At 41.3% G+C, this 17,301-nt stretch carries 13 protein-coding genes; 8 read left to right on the top strand and 5 right to left on the bottom strand.

What is annotated here, in order from left to right; translation table 11 throughout:
- Positions 1–36: 36 nt before the first annotated feature.
- A complete protein-coding gene (locus IQ274_RS12950; protein ID WP_163932045.1) occupies positions 37–1,428 on the top strand; it encodes a malic enzyme-like NAD(P)-binding protein in 1,392 nt (463 codons plus the stop codon).
- Between the two features lie 108 nt (positions 1,429–1,536).
- On the opposite strand, the gene IQ274_RS12945 is transcribed toward IQ274_RS12950, so the two are convergent.
- Positions 1,537–2,340, bottom strand: a complete 804-nt coding sequence (locus IQ274_RS12945) for an Rpn family recombination-promoting nuclease/putative transposase (RefSeq protein ID WP_194142495.1) — start codon at positions 2,338–2,340, stop codon at positions 1,537–1,539.
- Between the two features lie 163 nt (positions 2,341–2,503).
- On the opposite strand from IQ274_RS12945, the gene IQ274_RS12940 reads away from it, so the two are divergent.
- Positions 2,504–4,789, top strand: coding sequence for a PhoD-like phosphatase (locus IQ274_RS12940; RefSeq protein WP_194142494.1), 2,286 nt, complete (start codon positions 2,504–2,506; stop codon positions 4,787–4,789).
- Between the two features lie 1,462 nt (positions 4,790–6,251).
- Complete coding sequence (locus IQ274_RS12935) at positions 6,252–8,828, top strand: GAF domain-containing protein (RefSeq protein WP_194142493.1); 2,577 nt, start codon at positions 6,252–6,254, stop codon at positions 8,826–8,828.
- A 129-nt stretch (positions 8,829–8,957) separates the two neighbouring features.
- Here the strand turns inward: IQ274_RS12935 and IQ274_RS12930 are convergent, their stop codons facing one another.
- Positions 8,958–9,758, bottom strand: coding sequence for a histidine kinase (locus IQ274_RS12930; protein WP_194142492.1), 801 nt, complete (start codon positions 9,756–9,758; stop codon positions 8,958–8,960).
- 324 nt (positions 9,759–10,082) lie between these two features.
- Between IQ274_RS12930 and IQ274_RS12925 the strand changes: the two genes are divergently transcribed.
- From IQ274_RS12925 to IQ274_RS12910, 4 genes are all read left to right on the top strand, one after another.
- Positions 10,083–10,307, top strand: a complete 225-nt coding sequence (locus tag IQ274_RS12925; protein WP_163930055.1) for a hypothetical protein — start codon at positions 10,083–10,085, stop codon at positions 10,305–10,307.
- Positions 10,308–10,352: 45 nt separating this feature from the next.
- Positions 10,353–10,688, top strand: a complete 336-nt coding sequence (petJ, locus tag IQ274_RS12920; RefSeq protein WP_194142491.1) for a cytochrome c6 PetJ — start codon at positions 10,353–10,355, stop codon at positions 10,686–10,688.
- Positions 10,689–10,886: 198 nt separating this feature from the next.
- Positions 10,887–11,906 (top strand): aldo/keto reductase, encoded by a 1,020-nt coding sequence (locus tag IQ274_RS12915; protein WP_194142490.1) that lies wholly within the window; start codon positions 10,887–10,889, stop codon positions 11,904–11,906.
- Between the two features lie 54 nt (positions 11,907–11,960).
- Positions 11,961–12,935 (top strand): alpha/beta fold hydrolase, encoded by a 975-nt coding sequence (locus tag IQ274_RS12910; protein WP_163930049.1) that lies wholly within the window; start codon positions 11,961–11,963, stop codon positions 12,933–12,935.
- Between the two features lie 145 nt (positions 12,936–13,080).
- Here IQ274_RS12910 and IQ274_RS12905 read toward each other — a convergent pair whose 3' ends face one another.
- A complete protein-coding gene (locus IQ274_RS12905) occupies positions 13,081–13,449 on the bottom strand; it encodes a BON domain-containing protein (protein ID WP_194142489.1) in 369 nt (122 codons plus the stop codon).
- A 348-nt stretch (positions 13,450–13,797) separates the two neighbouring features.
- Between IQ274_RS12905 and ilvN the strand changes: the two genes are divergently transcribed.
- The gene (ilvN, locus tag IQ274_RS12900) at positions 13,798–14,316 is read left to right on the top strand and encodes an acetolactate synthase small subunit (RefSeq protein WP_114080075.1); all 519 of its coding nucleotides are present in this window, start codon (positions 13,798–13,800) and stop codon (positions 14,314–14,316) included.
- 206 nt (positions 14,317–14,522) lie between these two features.
- Here ilvN and IQ274_RS12895 read toward each other — a convergent pair whose 3' ends face one another.
- Together IQ274_RS12895 and IQ274_RS12890 are read right to left on the bottom strand one after the other, a co-directional pair.
- The gene (locus tag IQ274_RS12895; RefSeq protein WP_194142488.1) at positions 14,523–15,908 is read right to left on the bottom strand and encodes a pre-peptidase C-terminal domain-containing protein; all 1,386 of its coding nucleotides are present in this window, start codon (positions 15,906–15,908) and stop codon (positions 14,523–14,525) included.
- Positions 15,865–16,353 carry a calcium-binding protein gene (locus IQ274_RS12890; RefSeq protein WP_194142487.1) on the bottom strand — a complete coding sequence of 163 codons (489 nt, stop codon included), beginning with the start codon at positions 16,351–16,353 and terminating at the stop codon, positions 15,865–15,867. Before IQ274_RS12890 ends, IQ274_RS12895 begins: the two co-directional genes overlap by 44 nt.
- Positions 16,354–17,301: the final 948 nt, after the last annotated feature.

Raw genomic sequence — 17,301 nt, 5'->3', positions numbered from 1 at the left:
CAATATAAAATCTAAAACTTAAAATCCAAAATCAACATGGCAAACCTAACTCCCAATTCTAGTTTTAGTTTGACACTGCGCTTGCAGATTCCCAATCGTGTAGGGATGTTAGCGTCAGTAACCCAGGCGATCGCAACTACTGGCGGTAATCTCGGTCAAATTGATTTAATCGAGCAAACCCGCAAAGAGTCCACCCGCGATATTACCGTTGATGCTGCTAGTACCGAACATGCTGAAACCATTGTGCAAGCAGTGAAAGTATTGCCAGATATCAAGTTACTCAGTGTCTACGATCGCACCTTTAATTTGCATCGCGGTGGCAAAATCAGCATTACTAGCAGAATTCCTTTAAAGAGTGTGTCCGATCTAGCAATGGCTTACACACCAGGAGTTGGTCGAATTTGTACTGCGATCGCTCAAGATGCAGAGGAAGTTTACAAGTTAACCATCAAACAAAACACTGTTGCTATTGTTACCGATGGTAGTGCCGTTTTGGGATTAGGGAATCTCGGCCCGGCGGCTGCTCTGCCAGTCATGGAAGGCAAAGCAATGCTATTCAAGGAATTTGCGGGGCTAGATGCTTTTCCCATCTGTCTGGCAACCCAAGATACAGAAGAGATTATCCAGACAGTTAAGAATATCGCGCCAGTTTTTGGGGGTGTGAATTTAGAAGATATCGCTGCACCTCGCTGCTTTGAAATTGAAAAGAGATTGCGCGAAGAGTTAGATATCCCCGTTTTTCATGACGATCAGCACGGTACCGCCATTGTCACCTTGGCAGCGTTGTTTAACTCTCTAAAACTGGTAAATAAGGCAATGGCAGAAATCCGCATCGTGATTAACGGTGCTGGGGCGGCGGGAGTAGCGATCGCGCGGTTACTTCGTAAAGCTGGGGCAGAAAAAATCTGGATGTGCGATTCTAAGGGGATTATCTCTACGAGTCGTGCCGATTTGACAGAAGAAAAACTCGAATTTGCCGTGAAAGCTCAAGGTACCTTAGCGGGTGCGATGCAAGGGGCAGATGTATTTATTGGAGTTAGCGCACCAGGAGTTTTGACACCAGAAATGGTGCATTCAATGGCGAAAGATCCAATTGTGTTTGCAATGGCAAATCCCATTCCAGAGATTCAGCCAGAATTAATTAGTAAAGATGTTGCTGTTATCGCCACCGGTCGCAGTGATTACCCCAATCAAATCAATAACGTCCTAGCTTTTCCTGGGGTATTCCGTGGTGCTTTAGATTGTCGGGCAAAGACAATTACCACCACAATGTATTTAGAAGCCGCAAATGCGATCGCTTCTTTAGTCAAGCCTTCAGATTTGGATCGCGAACATATTATTCCTTCAGTCTTTGATGAGCGAGTCGTCAATGCTGTTGCTGCTGCTGTACAACAAGCAGCGCGTCAAGAAGGTATCGCTCAGAATTAATTAAATTAATGACTCTTATGGGATGGGTGTCTCGCCCGTCCCCCAGCACATACTGACTATAGAAAAATTGCCAAAACTAGCAAACCATTTTGGGTACTCTACATCATTTTATGATTTCGGTTGTACAGCTTGCCTAACAACTTCTTCATCCAAACCTAACGCTTGGGCTATCTGTTCAATACTCAATCCTAACGCCCATAACTGAGGTATTGTTTCTAACTTGCCTTCTAGCTTGCCTTCTTCTTTACCCTCTTCTTTACCCTCATCAAAAACTTCCTGGTAAAATTTAGTTTGCTTTAACTCACTTAATCCAAACATTTTTCCCATCTCCTCCCGGCTCAAGCGCGGCAATTTGTAAATTAGTATCGTTTCTATTAATTGTATAATTTCCCTCTGCTGGGCGGTATTGAGAATTTCTTTTCGGGCGCTGTTGACAATCTCGATAGCTTTCGTTGTTGCAGTTGATTCTGGTTCGATGATTAGTTTCACTGTCTCAATCCCGATTGATGATGTGGGAATTGAGCTTAACTCGTTTAGGTAAACGCAAGTCACTCGTTGGGAATTAAGTAATTCTGCATATCTCTCTGTATCTTCAGTATCAACGCTGCGATTAGGGAAGATGACAACACCCCGCCAGTTGTTAGTTAATTCAGTTTTGTCGAGATAGTTAAAGATTTCGGCGAATAAACGGGAATAAATTTTTCTATCGAGTTGAAATTGTACCTCAGCAAAATAAATCGGTAATTCTGGAGTATCAGGCAAAAATACACCATCAATTCTAAATGCCAGTTGTTTGACTTCAACTGATGAAAATTGGTAAGCACTGGCTAGTGATGGCGGTTGGTTAATGAGTTCAAAGAAGGTGCTGGGTAAGCTTTGAAAGATGCGATAGAATATACTGTCTGTTTTCAAGGCAGATGGTTTTGAAGTTGATAAGCATATTTTACAGTTTAGCAATCGCTCATCATGGATATGTCAGATTGAGGACTGGCGAAACACTCGTCCCCATTTGGTGATTGGATTATATAAATAAAGCAACATCATCTAAAACACCACCATTTGTCAACTGTTTGCAATGAAGTACCAAGCTGGGGATGAGTTTTTACAAGAATTGCCGCTAATTTTGGCGGGGCCAATCCTAAAACATACTGAACCAGAGTCAGTAACAGTATGGGTGGCTCTAAAACAGTCTTGTCAGGTAGAACTCAAGGTTTATGAAACAACAAATAATGGTGAAGCACTAGGAAATTGCTTATTGGAGGGAGAACGCTCTAGCTTTGCTCTAGGCAAGTATCTTCATGTAGTTGCGATAACGGCTCGATCCCCGGTTGGATATCGCCTAACTAGCGATCGCCTCTATGCTTACGATCTCCAGCTTACTGCTGCTGACCAAACCCTGCAAATGCAACAAGCATTATGCTCAAACTCTTCTCCTACAGTCAGCATCAGCTACTTTGCTCATCAAAAACCGACCTTTGTTTTGCCGCCAAACCGTCTTCAAGATTTGCAAATTGCCCATGCTTCCTGCCGTAAACCTCATGGTCATGGGTTTGATGCACTACCGATTCTTGACAGTTTAATTGAGGCTTCAGCGTATCAACCCCAACATCGCCCTCACCAGCTATTTATGACTGGAGATCAAATTTACGGAGATGATGTAGCAGATCCGTCGTTGTGGGTTGCCACGACTCTTGGTGATGCCCTTTTGGGTTGGGAAGAACAACTTCCTGTGAATGGGGTTTATTGCACTCCCCAGCAGCTACCCCCTGGAGAGCGGGCTGATGTTGCCACAAATCAAGCTGGGTTGACCGCAGGATTACATAATAAATCGGAGAAAGTTAACAGTCATCTTTTCAGCCTGGGTGAATATTACGCTACTTATTTACTAGCTTGGTCGCCAGTGTGCTGGCCAGGCGCATTTCCTCAAGGACACCAAGTAACGCGCGATCGCCATGCTATCAAAGACTGGAACCAAGCAGTCTGGCATTTGCGCCAATTCATCTACACCCTTTGGAAAGTGCGTCGCGCCCTTGCTAATATTCCCACTTACACCATCTTTGATGACCATGATGTAAGTGATGACTGGAACTTAAATCAAGCTTGGTGTTTACGGGTGCTGGGTCGTCCCTTGGGGCGAAGAATAGTCCAAAATGCCTTGTTAGCCTACACGGTATTTCAAGGATGGGGCAATACACCAGGGCAATTTACAGAAGGTCAATCCGGTGAAAAGTTGTTGGTGGCTGCACAAGCTTGGTCAGCTTCCCAAGGAAAGGATGCAAAGGCTGATGATGCGATCGCTCGTTATGTCGGTATGCCAGCCAACGATCCTGCCACAGGATTACCTATTTTAGTCCGAGACGGTTCCGTATTCATTCTGGATCGAGATCCTGAAGCGCTCACTTGGCACTATATAGTCAGAAGCGATTGCCATGAAGTAATTGTGCTGGATACACGAACTTGGCGGGGTTATCCAGCCGATCAAAAACCAATTGCACCACCGATGCTATTGTGTCCAAAAGCCTTTGAGCAACAATTAGTTTTACCTTTACAACAAGTAGCTGAACAAACTAAGATTCAAAATACATTTGTAATTGCGCCCACTAATGTATTTGGTCTACAAGTAATTGATTGGATTCATCATTGGCATTTACAACGCGAGAAGGTTTTTTCAACCGATGTTGGAGATGCTTGGAACATTAATGTGGAAGCACTGGCGCAATTCCTAACTACCTTGTTTGAAGAACGTCAACAAGTCATTATTCTATCTGGAGATATCCATTACAGTTCTGTTGCTCACTTGTCTTATGCACACACCCATTCCAAATTGCAATCTGTATTGGTGCAGTTAACCGCTAGTGCATTGAAGAATGAAGAGATTTTGACGCGGCTGATTCATACACGATTGAAAGATTGGCTACTACCCGAAAAGGTACGACATTGGATCGGGTGGAGTAACCCACCCAATATGGTAGAAATTTCTGCGAAACAATTACACCATAATCGCCAAATGCTAACTAACTCGGACTGGCATTGTGTGCTGGAATGGATACCTCGAAACACTGTTCAGACTTCTACCTGCACAGCAGATATATTATCTTTAATAGCTCCCTGGAAACGAGCAGAAAATGCTAAATGGAAATGGTTACAACCCCTGATGTTTTGGAAATATCGTTGGTTTCAGGACGGGCGAGAAGTAGTTGGATTGAATAATTTAGGGCTGGTTCACTTTGAGTTCGCAGACTCGAGTAATTCTGACAAAGTTATTCAAGATTTGTACTGGTTTTCTTGTTGGTATCCAACCCAAGTTGTTTACAGCCGTTTTGAGAGCGAGTTAACGCCTAATCAGTCATTGTTACGATAACCGAAGAGGCAGGGGGGGAAGATTCTGAAATTCCTCCTGTGTAATCAAGGTTTTAAGAGCAAATAAATTTATTTATGGGCTCGTAGAAAATAATTCATCAATTGCACTCTTGACGTGCAAGTTTAAAGCTTAAAGTTTGAACGTTTGAGCAAAAAGGTCGAAGTTCCGAGTTCCGAGGCTCAACGTTCGAGCAAAAAGGTCGAAGCTTCGAGTTCCGAGGCTCAACGTTTGAGCAAAAAGGTCGAAGTTCCGAGTTCAAAGGCTCAACGTTCGAGCAAAAAGGTCGAAGCTTCGAGTCCCGAGGCTCAACGTTCGAGCAAAAAGGTCGAAGTTCCGAGTTCAAAGGCTCAACGTTCGAGCAAAAAGGTCGAAGTTACAAGTTCAGAGGCTCAACGTTCGTATTCTAATCACTAAAAATTGAGAATTTATAAAGTCAACTCAATGAACTAAGGCTCAAATCGCCATTTTATACTTGCATCTTAATCAATAAAGTTAATGAATTAGTTCCAAAATTGAAAATTTGAGTTGAGAAAGATGTAACTGATGTTCTTCCTCTTTGCGTTGTAAGTAAATTGGCACGAAAAAACCCAAGTATGTTACGAAATGTAAATAGGCTTAAAGCCCTTACTAATGGCCAATACTTCGACTACGCTCAGTACAAGTGACAAAGGACAAATAACAGCCTTCTCCTGTCGGAGACGCTACGCGAGCGCCAGTTACTTTTAATTGCGCCGACCTACTTACTTGGAATTATGGCCTTTAAGTTGATAATTCAGCACTTGTGGGTTGATAATAAGGAGGCTTTGATAATCAAAGTTAAGTTGATGGCAGATAAGACAACTCCGATTTATACCTGAATCGAGAGCTGAAAATCTACTGATTATGATCTAGATATATTTGCTCCAGAAACAGAAATTGCAGTACTTTAAGTTCTGGCGATCGCTATTTTAGAGGAAGCTTTACGCTGTAGCCGTGAAATAAATCAATCTCAAGTTGGGGCTTGGTTATTGAGCCAGTTTCAGCAAAAGGATGATTATTAATTTTTCTCAAATTACTTTTGTGTTGTTAGATACTGCTTACTGAGCAGGATTACTTAATAATCAAAATGATTTACATAGTAAAACCGTACAACTTTCCCAAGCTGTACAGCCTGCTCAAATTAGTTATAAGTGAAATAGGACTTTGCGTAGGCGTAGCCCGCCGTAGGCATCGCATCTACACCGTTATGAAAGAAAAGTTACCGTTTTTGATTGATTTTAGTTCCGATGAGCCAAAGCTTTACCCAAGGTGGGAGTCAAGCGTTTGTTAAAAAAATGTTAGAAGTAGAGAGGTTAGAGGGAATGACGTAGAAGGTGAGTGCCTTAAAGTACTCCTGAAAGCCAGTCCTTTAATAAGTTTTGTGTAGAATTTGGTGGTGAGGTCATTTACTTGATTCTCAATTGCAACAATCCAGGTTTCATTTATGAGTCAGTCTTTTTCTCAAAACCAAGCAAGGCAAAATCGTCAACAAAAGCTGTGGCCACAAAAATGGAGTTTAAAGACTAAAGCAATAGTTTGGGCACTAAGCATCAGCGTACTTCCTGTGTTTGCAATTGGGATAGCTACTTACTTCTATGGGATTAATTTAAATACCAAACAAATACCGCAAGTAAGACTTGAGAGGGCAAAAAGTTCAACAGAAACTGAAGCTCTACAGAGACAACTGTCACTCTTGTTAACTGGTATGGGGGTAACGGCAATCTTAGCAGGTGCGATCGCTGTTTTTGTGACTAATCGAGCTATGAGTCGAGTTAGCAACATTGCTGCAACTTCTAATGATATCAAAAATAGGCTACGTCCAGACAGTGAGTTTACTCAAACTTTCATCGCTAACGAAGATGAATTAGTGATGTTAGAGAGAAACATCAGCTTATTCACAGAACTGCTTTCAGTTTTGGTACAAGAGAAAGAAGCCGAAGCTGATTATTCTCAACTATTAACGAAAATTACCCGTTGGGTTCGAGAATCATTTAATGAAGAAGATGTTCTCAAAACTACCTCAGAAGAAATTCGTAAAGCTTTAAATATTGACCGTGTAGCCATCTTTTGCTTCAATTCCAACTGTAATGGCACCTTTATCGTCGAATCAGTAGCACCTGGTTTACCGAAAATACTAGGGGTTACCGTCTCCGATCCTGGCTTCGAGGTAGGGTATATAGAAAAATACCGGAATGGTTGCACCCGTGCTATTGATAATATCTATCAAGCCGATCTCAGTGATGGTGATATTGAGTTGCTCAAGCAATTTGCTGTCAAATCTAATTTAGTAGCACCTATTTTCAAAGGCAAACAGCTATTCGGTTTATTGATTGCACATCAGTGTTCTAGAGTTCGCTTTTGGCAGCAATCTGAGATTGATTTATTCGCTCAGATAGCTATGCAGGTGGAATTTGCCCTTGACTACGCCAAGCTTTTAGAAGAGGTAGACACCAAAGCAGATAAAGCTCAGATATTTATAGAAATTACCCGCAGTATTCGCGAATCGCTCAACGAAGAGGATGTTCTGAAAATCACTGTAGAAGAGGTTCGCAAAGTACTTAGTACTGACCGAGTAATGGTTTATAGCTTTAACGCTAATTGGTCTGGAACTGTGATTGCCGAATCAGTGATTCCAGGTTATCCAAAAGTTTTGCGGTCTGAAATCCAAGACCCATGTTTCGGTCAGGGTTATGTAGAAAAATATCAGTCTGGTCGCGTTGCAATCACAAACAACATTTACCAAGCTGGTTTGGCTGATTGTCACATTAGCCTGCTCGAATCTTTTAGTGTGAAAGCAAATTTGGTTGCACCCATTCTTAAAGATGAACAGCTATTTGGCTTATTAATTGCTCATCAATGCTCCAGACCGCGTGATTGGCAACAGCCTGAAATTGATTTATTTGCTCAGATAGCTATGCAAGTAGGATTTGCTCTCGACCATGCAAGACTGTTGCAACGCATCGAGGCTGAGGGTGTGCAAAGTCAGTTGCTGGTGGATACTATTGGCAGCATTCGTCAATCGCTCAGCGAAGAAGATGTCCTAAAAACCACTGTCGAAGAGGTTCGCAAAGTACTTAGTACAGATCGAGTGATGGTTTATAGCTTTAATGCTAATTGGTCTGGAACTGTAATTGCCGAATCAGTTGTTCTCACCTATCCAAAAATTTTGCGGGCTGAAATCGAAGATCCATGTTTTGGTCAAGGCTATGTAGGAGAGTATCAGTCTGGTCGCGTTCTGGCAATAAATAACATTTACGAAGTCGGTTTAGCTGATTGTCACATTAACTTACTCGAATCCTTTGGTGTGAAAGCAAATTTGGTAGCTCCCATTCTCAAGGATGAGCAGTTGTTTGGTTTATTAATTGCACATCAATGCTCCAGACCCCGTGACTGGAAACAATCTGAGATCGATTTATTTGCCCAGATAGCAATGCAAGTAGGATTTGCTCTCGACCATGCAAGACTCCTGCAACGAATCGAGGCTGAAGCTATGCGAAGTCAATTATTGGTGGATATTACCCGCAGCATTCGCCAATCGCTCAAAGAAGAGGATGTCCTGAAAACCACTGTGGAAGAGGTTCGGAAGGCATTGAGTACTGACCGAGTACTAGTTTATAGCTTTTATGCTAATTGGTTCGGAATTATCATTGCCGAATCAGTGGTTCCAGGTTATCCCAAAGTTTTGCGGTCTAAAATCCACGATTCCTGTTTTACTCAAGGCTATATAGAAAAGTACCAGTCTGGTCGTGTTGTCGCAATCAACAACATTCATGAGTCAGGTTTGGCTGATTGTCACATTAAACTGCTCGAATCTTTCGCTGTGAAAGCAAATTTGGTTGCACCCATTATCAAAGATGAGCAGTTATTTGGCTTGTTAATTGCACATCAGTGTTCTGGGCCCCGTGATTGGCAACAGCCTGAGATTGATTTGTTTACCCAGATAGCAATGCAAGTAGGATTTACTCTCGATCATGCTAGGCTCCTACAAGCGTATCAAGCTACTGAAGCTAACTCTAATTAATAATGAAAAGAAAGATTTTTATCTTAAGGCAATTCATGTATATGCATACTGTTAAACCGAAGCAAGCTACGCGGAGCGTACAGAAGCAGCGACTCTACAAGAAACGCTCCGCATTCCGCATATAGTAGCCTATTTATGAATAGTCTCGCGCTCTTTATTAGCAGGTTCCTTATCTTTGAATAAGTCAGCTGCCGTTAGAAGTAACTCCCTTAAGGTTTGTTTGATTTGGCGCTCTTTTCTGGCTAGAGATGTACCAGCTTCACCTAATTTGTCTTCTAGCTGCGATCGCTTCTGTTCTACCTGTATAGCTACAGACTCAGCTTGGGGACGAGCTTTATCGTACCAGTGTTTAGCCTCGTCTAGATAATCTTGAACCTCCATAGAACGTCCGCCATAACGTGCAGCCATATTCGCTCTGACAATAGCTAGCTGCGCTTGCAATTGCGCGTAACGTTTCTTTAATAACCCGACTTCTTCACTATCTTTAATGGCATTCACAGCAGAATCAATTGCAGTTTTGGTACTAGCTGGTCTTTCTTTACCCGTCTCTTCAATCTCTGCCAAGATTACATCAACCTCTTGCTGGAGTTGTTCTTCTTCACCATCTAATTGAGCTTGGAGCCGCTTTATATCTGTTTGAGTTTTAGCAATAGATTCGTGTCTTTGAGTATTAATTCCTTCTAGCGCTCCTTCAATAGAAGCTGTCACTTCATCTTTAAGTTCGCTACCTTTTTCTTGGAAGTTTTCAATGACAGCAGAAACAGCATCTCTAACCAAGCTACGAAGTTCAGTAGAACCTTGTTTAAACTCAGAGCCTACTTGAGAAACTGCGGATTTAACAATTTCTCGAATCCGATCGGTTCTTAATTGTCCAGTTTCTTTAGCTTGTTGTAAGTCTGCTTGAATTTTTTCTTTGATATTGTTAGGCATTTTCAACTCTTAGAATTTAACTAATTGGGATAAAACTTTCTAGAAATGTTCTTACATCCACATTATGGCGTAGCCAGATCGGGCTTGGTACTTCCTTTAGATAGAAAATTACAGTTCCAAAGAGGTGAACTGTCAATACTGCTCGGTTAAGAATATTTGCACGAGCTGAAACCCAACAAACCCTACAAAAGATTGGGTTTCGTTACTCAAACTAATCTACAAATTTTTATTTTTAGAAAAAAACTACGCAGTATTGGTTGAACTGTAACATAGTGCCAATTTGTGAGATGATTAATGTTTGTTGGTAGTAATTGACAGTGAAATATGTGGCGAGTAAATATTACTTGTTCAAGTGATGCCTGGAAGCTCTATGGTACTGAATTCAAAGCGATCGCTCAGAAGTATCAAGGAGAATTAATTGGTTCCAAAAAAATGCCAGATGGTACACGCATCATGTCTTATAAAATTGAGGATGTTAGCGATGCAGAAGCCTTTCAAGAAGATTGTGCAAATTTTGCAGGATTTACAACTGACTTTGAATCCCTGTAGTAATTGATTCTGATACAACCAGTATTCGAAATCAGGAGACGTTGATTGAAAAAACTACTCACATTAGTATTAGTAACATTTCTGCTATTGTTCAGCGCTTTTACTATGCCTGCTATGGCAGCAGACATAGTTAACGGTGAACAAATATTTAGTCTTCATTGTGCTGGTTGTCATATTAACGGCAGCAACATAGTTAGGCGGGGTAAAAATCTCAAAAAGCAAGCGCTGAAAAAGTATGGTATGGATTCAATAGAGGCAGTTACATCTATAGTTACCAATGGTAAAAATAATATGTCAGCCTACAAAGATCGACTTACTGAACAGCAAATTACAGATGTTGCTGCTTACGTTCTCGAACAAGCTGAAAAAGGCTGGCGTTAGAAAGTTAGGAGTTAGGAGAGACGCGATTAATCTGTGTCTATACAAGAGTTAGGAGTTAAAAAATTAGCAGTTATTAACTCTACTCGTCGTAAATCATTCATAATAAAGTAGAAAAGTGAAAATGCTGTAAAAAACCGCTTTTCAACTCACTAATTATTAAATCTGCTCACTTCCAACTTCTAACTCCGAAAATTGAAAATGAACTTACCCGCAGCGAGCCGTCTCCAATTCACTCCCGATTTAAACATCTGTCGCATATTAAATGGTATGTGGCAAGTCTCCGGCGCACACGGACAGATCAATCCCCAAGCTGCCATTGAGACTATGTTCAAATATTTAGATGCAGGCTTTACCACTTGGGATTTAGCAGATCATTATGGCCCTGCTGAGGACTTTATTGGTGAGTTTCGCTGTCAACTAATTGATACTCGTGGCAAAGACGCTTTATCTAAGGTGCAAGCCTTCACAAAATGGGTGCCTCGTCCAGGTAAAATGACAAAGAAACTGGTCGAGGAAAACATTGATATTTCCCTGAGAAGGATGAATGTAGAATCGTTAGATTTGATGCAATTCCACTGGTGGGAATATCAGGATAAAAATTATCTAGATGCCCTGAAATATATGGCGGAACTCCAGACTGAGGGTAAAATTAAGCATCTAGGTTTAACTAATTTTGACACGGAAAATTTGAAGCTGATTACTGAAGCAGGCATCAAAATTGTTTCTAATCAAGTGCAATTTTCTCTTATTGACCGCCGTCCCGAAGTTAATATGGCGGAATTTTGTCAGCAGCATGACATCAAGCTTTTTACTTACGGTACACTGTGCGGCAGCTTGTTATCAGAAAACTATTTGGGTAAACCGGAACCGCGAGGATCTGATCTGTCCACTGCTAGTTTGAAAAAATATAAAAATATGATTGATGCTTGGGGAGGTTGGCAATTATTTCAAGAATTGCTAGCTATTTTGAAGGAAATTGCTAATAAGCATAAAGTAAGCATCTCTAACGTGGCAGTGCGTTACATTTTAGATCAGCCAACTGTGGGTGGTGTGATAGTTGGTGCCAGACTTGGGGTATCTGAACATATAGAAGATAACGCCAAAGTATTTAGTTTTAGTTTAGATGCTGACGATCGCGATCGCATCAATGCCGTATCTCGACAGTCACGAGATTTGTATCAGCTAATCGGCGATTGTGGCGACGAGTATCGGCGATAATTATCGGGAAACAGGTAATAATAGTATCTTCATGCTGATGAATTAAAGAAGACCGTGACGACTACACTGCACTGGCAAGAACGGGTTGGTAATCAAAGAGATTGGGTTTGGCGGGGCTGGCAAACCCGCTATACTTACATTCGCCCTAGCCAAAATAACCACAAAACACAACCTCTGATTCTGTTACATGGCTTTGGCGCTTCCATTGGTCATTGGCGACATAATTTAGAAGTGTTGGCTGAACATCACACAGTTTACGCCATTGATATGCTGGGTTTTGGTGCTTCTGAAAAAGCCGCAGCTAATTACAGCATTGACTTGTGGGTTGAGCAGGTTTACGATTTTTGGAAAACTTTTATCCGTCAACCGGCGATTTTAGTGGGCAATTCCAACGGTTCACTGATTTCCATGGCCGCCGCCGCCGCTCATCCCGACATGGTGCTGGGTATAGTGATGATGAGTTTACCCGACCCTTCCCTAGAACAAGAAGCAATTCCTCCCGTGTTGCGGCCGCTTGTCAGAGCAATTAAAAATGTGGTCGCTTCGCCATTAGTTCTTAAACCTGTGTTTAACTTCGTGCGTCGTCCAGGAGTGCTGCGTCGCTGGGCTAGTCTTGCCTACGCTAACCCAGAGGCGATTACCGATGAACTCATAGAAATTTTAGCTGGGCCTCCCCAAGACAGAGGTTCAGCGAGGGCTTTTAGTGCTTTGTTCAAAGCTGCGATCGGAATTAACTTTAGTCCCAGCGTTAAGACAGTATTACCAACCTTAACAATTCCGATGTTGTTAATTTGGGGACAAAAGGATCGGTTTGTTCCCCCAGCCCTTGCTAACCGATTTGCCCAATACAACCAAAAATTGGAAGTACTGAATTTAGCAGACGTGGGCCATTGTCCCCATGATGAATGTCCTGAGCAAGTCAACCAAGCTATTGTAGATTGGATTGAGAGATGGGTTAGCGTAGGCGTAGCCCGCCGCAGGCATCGCCAACCCCCTTACACTTTCCCAGCATTGCCGGAAATTGTCTAAGAGGGCCTTGGTTTATACCGCGTATTCATCAGCTAGCGTTGTCGGCGACTCTTTGAAGAGATAGATATGAGGCTTTTGTTATGCAATGGGAGCGATCGCGCCACCCAATATCTTTGCGACCATCGAATTGGGAGTTACTTAACACCTAAGCAATCGTGGCTTGGTTAGTGTCAACATCTGTAGTTCCATGCACAGAACGAGCTACAGAAATCATCTTATTAAGAATTTCTTGACTGGGAACTTTGCCTTTCAATACTACAGTGCTACCCGTTTGAGCAACCCAAAGGGTATTAACATCATCAAGTTGGGGATCTTCATCAAATGCCAAAGCTACCCGCTTTGCCAACCCACTTTGATCATATTCGCCACTTAATCCCAGACGTTCTGGGGGTATGGATTGAGTAGCAGTAGGAGCAGCAGTACTACTAGGAGTTTGTGCTATTGACTGCGGAGTAGGATTTACTTCTGCATTTTGAGGTTTTTCCATTCCAAATAGTCTTTGTAACCAACTCATAAAAATTTTTCTCCTAATTAGAGGCTTATTGAGTGGAGTATAAAAGCTTTACGAAAATGCCGCATCTACCAATGAAAAGATATCCATTCCATAAAATTCCTCCTTGCAGGATAACTTTTGCCCAATTTTTTATTTCTAGAGAATGCAATGAGTGCAGCTATTGAGTTTACAATAAAAGGTCGCACTGATAATTAGTGCAGTAGTACGCCACAACAGAAATCAACATACATTTGACAAAATGTCAAGAGTTTGTAACTCAATGAATTTTGACTTTTGAATGAGTGAATTCTGCAAAGCGGTACTAGTTTCTGCGTTCCTCAAATCCTGTTCTAGCCTCTGTTGGCGAAGATGAAACATACCCTTTCAGTTCTCGTAGAAGATGAGGCGGGTGTTCTTTCCCGCATTTCTGGTTTATTCGCCCGTCGTGGTTTTAATATTGAAAGCCTTGCTGTTGGCCCTGCTGAACAGGGAGGAGTCTCCCGAATTACAATGGTTGTACCTGGTGACGATCGCGTGATCGAGCAACTCACCAAGCAACTATACAAGTTAGTCAATGTCCTCAAGGTACAGGATATTACCGAAACTCCTTGCGTCGAGCGAGAATTGATGCTTGTGAAAGTGAATGCTAGTAGCAGCAATCGCTCAGAAGTGATTGAACTGTCTCAGATTTTCCGGGCGCGAGTCGTGGATGTAGCAGAAGATTCTCTTACCTTAGAAGTTGTGGGAGATCCAGGTAAAATGGTAGCGATCGTGCAGGTGTTGCAAAAATTTGGTTTAAGAGAAATCGCCCGCACTGGCAAAATTGCCCTGACTCGTGAGTCAGGTGTGAATACCGAGTTACTCAAATCTTTGGAAGCAAAAGTTTAGTTGGGATTTTAATCAGCACATAAATCAAATACAGCAGAAGTCATAGTGGCAATTGTTACTATGACTTTTGCTGAGGGACTACCAAAAAATTGCAAGAGAATTAACAGTGATAGCTCAATCGAACGCTGAGATTCACGGTAAAAACCTATTCCCGATCCTCAATCGTAGTCTAAATACTTGAAAACCTCTGTAAATTGACTACATTCTTATACAACACTGACTCCTAGCGTATAAGAAAAATCAGGTCTTATGGTATCCACATTAGAGAAAGTTCCACCATTTTCAGGTAAGAAAGCAAATTTACTTACTGAAATAGAGTACGTACCTGCATTCAGGGAAGCGGTGATTAATGATGTAAGATCGCGGGGAAGTCCATTATCATCATTGGATTGCAGTAAAGTCCCAGCATTGTCAAACAGGCCGAGAACTGTATCTCCCGATGTTGCGGTTTTGATAGTGACAGTTCCTGCATTTGCTAAGGTAAATTTAAAAAAGTCGAAATCCGTATTGTCCCTTGGTTGAACTGTTGCGATCTGAGCGAAAAGATTAACGTTTGAGCCTGATGACAAGGAACCTAAACCTTCAGCGCTGCCGAGTGTGTTGTTTGTAGCTTCTCCAGCATTTTCCCCCTCAAAGAAAAGGAAGTCATCACTATCAAGTCTGACATTGTTTCTCCCCTGTAGAATACCTATGATCTCATCCGGCTCCGTTCCCGGCTTGTCTACGAATATTCGTGTATTGCTTCCAACAACTTGTAGGCGGTAGTCTTGTAAAGCTCCTTTGAGTTCAATTTTATCTTGGCTAGAGTCAAAGTCAGTAATAGTAGCCAAGTCTCCAAAACCAGGATTCGCAATGTTGTTATCGTCATAGAAAATGTTTACAGCGTCTCCCAGGATAAATCTATCTGCCCCAGTTCCGCCAATCAAAGTATCAGTTTCCCCTAATCCAGGTGGAAGCAGACTACCGGGAAAAGTACCGATGAGGATATCGTCTCCAGACCCACCATTGAGAATGTCATTACCTGGCCCACCTTGTAGACTATCATTGCCATCTTCACCATTGAGGATATCATTGCCTAAATTACCGTCTAGCGTGTCATTGCCTACTCCGCCATTTATAGTGTTGTTAGCAGTATTGCCAAAGAGGAAATTGTTAAGACTGTTACCTGTCCCACTGATGGCGTTAGTTCCCGTCAGCCTCAGATTTTCTACATTGAAACCCAGTGTGTAGCTGATAGAAGATCGGACGACATCTGTACCTGAATTAGCAGCTTCTATAATGGTGTCAACAGCACCGTCAATGATGTAAGTATCGTCGCCTGCTGCCCCATTTAAAGTGTCAGTACCTGCGCCCCCATCAATAGTGTCATTGCCACCTCCACCGTTTAGACTATCGTTGCCATTATTACCAAACAATTGGTTATTTTGATTGTCACCAACAATAATGTCATTTGCATTTGTGCCTCTGACATTATCAAAGTTGACTACAGTAAATGGTAGTGTTCCCAAACCAGGAACGTTATTAGCAGCCAAGCTTTGGGTTTGCAGGTTAACAGTGATAAATACCCCAGCCAAACAAAGATTGCGATGCATCTATAGTGTTGTTGGCAACATTAGCATTAGCAATAATCTTTTCTACCTTAAAGAGCGTGTCTTGCCCTAATCCGCCAGCTTTTTGAATGGTTCCGACACCTGACAAGGTAATGGTTTGGTTTAGTTGACTGTAATCTGCGCTATCAATGCCATCTCCGCCATTAATACTGTCGTTACCCTGACTACCTTTGAATATGTCAATGCCTGCACTACCGATTAGAGTGTCGTTTCCTGTGCCTCCATCAAGTGTATCATCGCCATCTCCACCAATTAGACTGTCGTTTAGTGTTCCACCAGCGAGAGAATCGTTACCAACTGCACCATTCAAGGTGTCGTTACCGGAAGTACTATTAGCATTACCATCAACAGCCCAACCAACTATCGTGTCATTTGCCGAAGTCCCAGAGAGATTGTCAGCACTTGTACCGCCAAAAATAAATGCCATGTTATTTTTCCTGAATTTCTAACTAATACGTAATTTCAGCTTCAGTTAAAGAACTATTCATCAGTTCAATGCAGATGGCTTACCATTTGCGTAATCCTATTTACAAAACATTAATGATTGATTTGGTTAGAGGATGTTTTAAAAATCCCATTATTGGGATAAAAGTGTTCTAGAACCCTCTATAAATTTGGGAAACTTCATTCTAGTTTCTCCTTTATAAAAAGAGGAAAGGAATAAGTAACTGAAATCACATTTAAACACTTTTAAAACAACCTCTTAGGAAATTTCAAATAAAAAATATTCTACTATTTATTGTGGGCTGGCTCGAAAAGTTCGGTTTTGCTTGCAGACGAACAAGACAGCTATTGCACAAAAATAGATAATTCCTTTTTCGAAAATCCCTAAATGGATTACCCAAATGGTAAGTAATTATGCAAAATATTTTGTTTGTTTTCCAAACTTATTTGAACCCATCTGTAATTATTTAAATATCACAAAGAAAAGGCTGTATCAACTTCTTTATGAAATCTTTAAAATTTTAATAAATCCTATTTTTAATATACCGAAAGATTATTGTAAATTTTAAGTAGATATTTTTTTTAACCGTACTGATTGTTTTGATGAATGTTGATATGTTTTCCCGCTTATAGTGATATTGTCATTACGTTTGGCTGCAATATCGGATTTTTTGGTCAAAGAAATATTACGTTTAATAGAATAAAATAGTTTTATACTAAAGAAATACATTTCAAAATACATAAGTTAAATTTATGTATTCAGCAATTTAAGTTTGGTGCTTAATGACACTTAAGCTTTACATAAAGTTTATATAATTCCTTTCAGGTCTTTTAAATCCAATACTCCCCAAGACTGCATAGGTTTTGCCTAAAAAAGGAAAATGTGTAGGTTGGGTTAGGTGGATTAAGGGAGATAATTTAACTTATGTGT

The sequence above is a fragment of the Nostoc sp. LEGE 12447 genome (assembly GCF_015206985.1).
Lineage (GTDB): Bacteria > Cyanobacteriota > Cyanobacteriia > Cyanobacteriales > Nostocaceae > Nostoc.
Note: the sequence above shows the minus strand (reverse complement) of the source record. Positions and strands in the feature narration are given on the sequence as shown.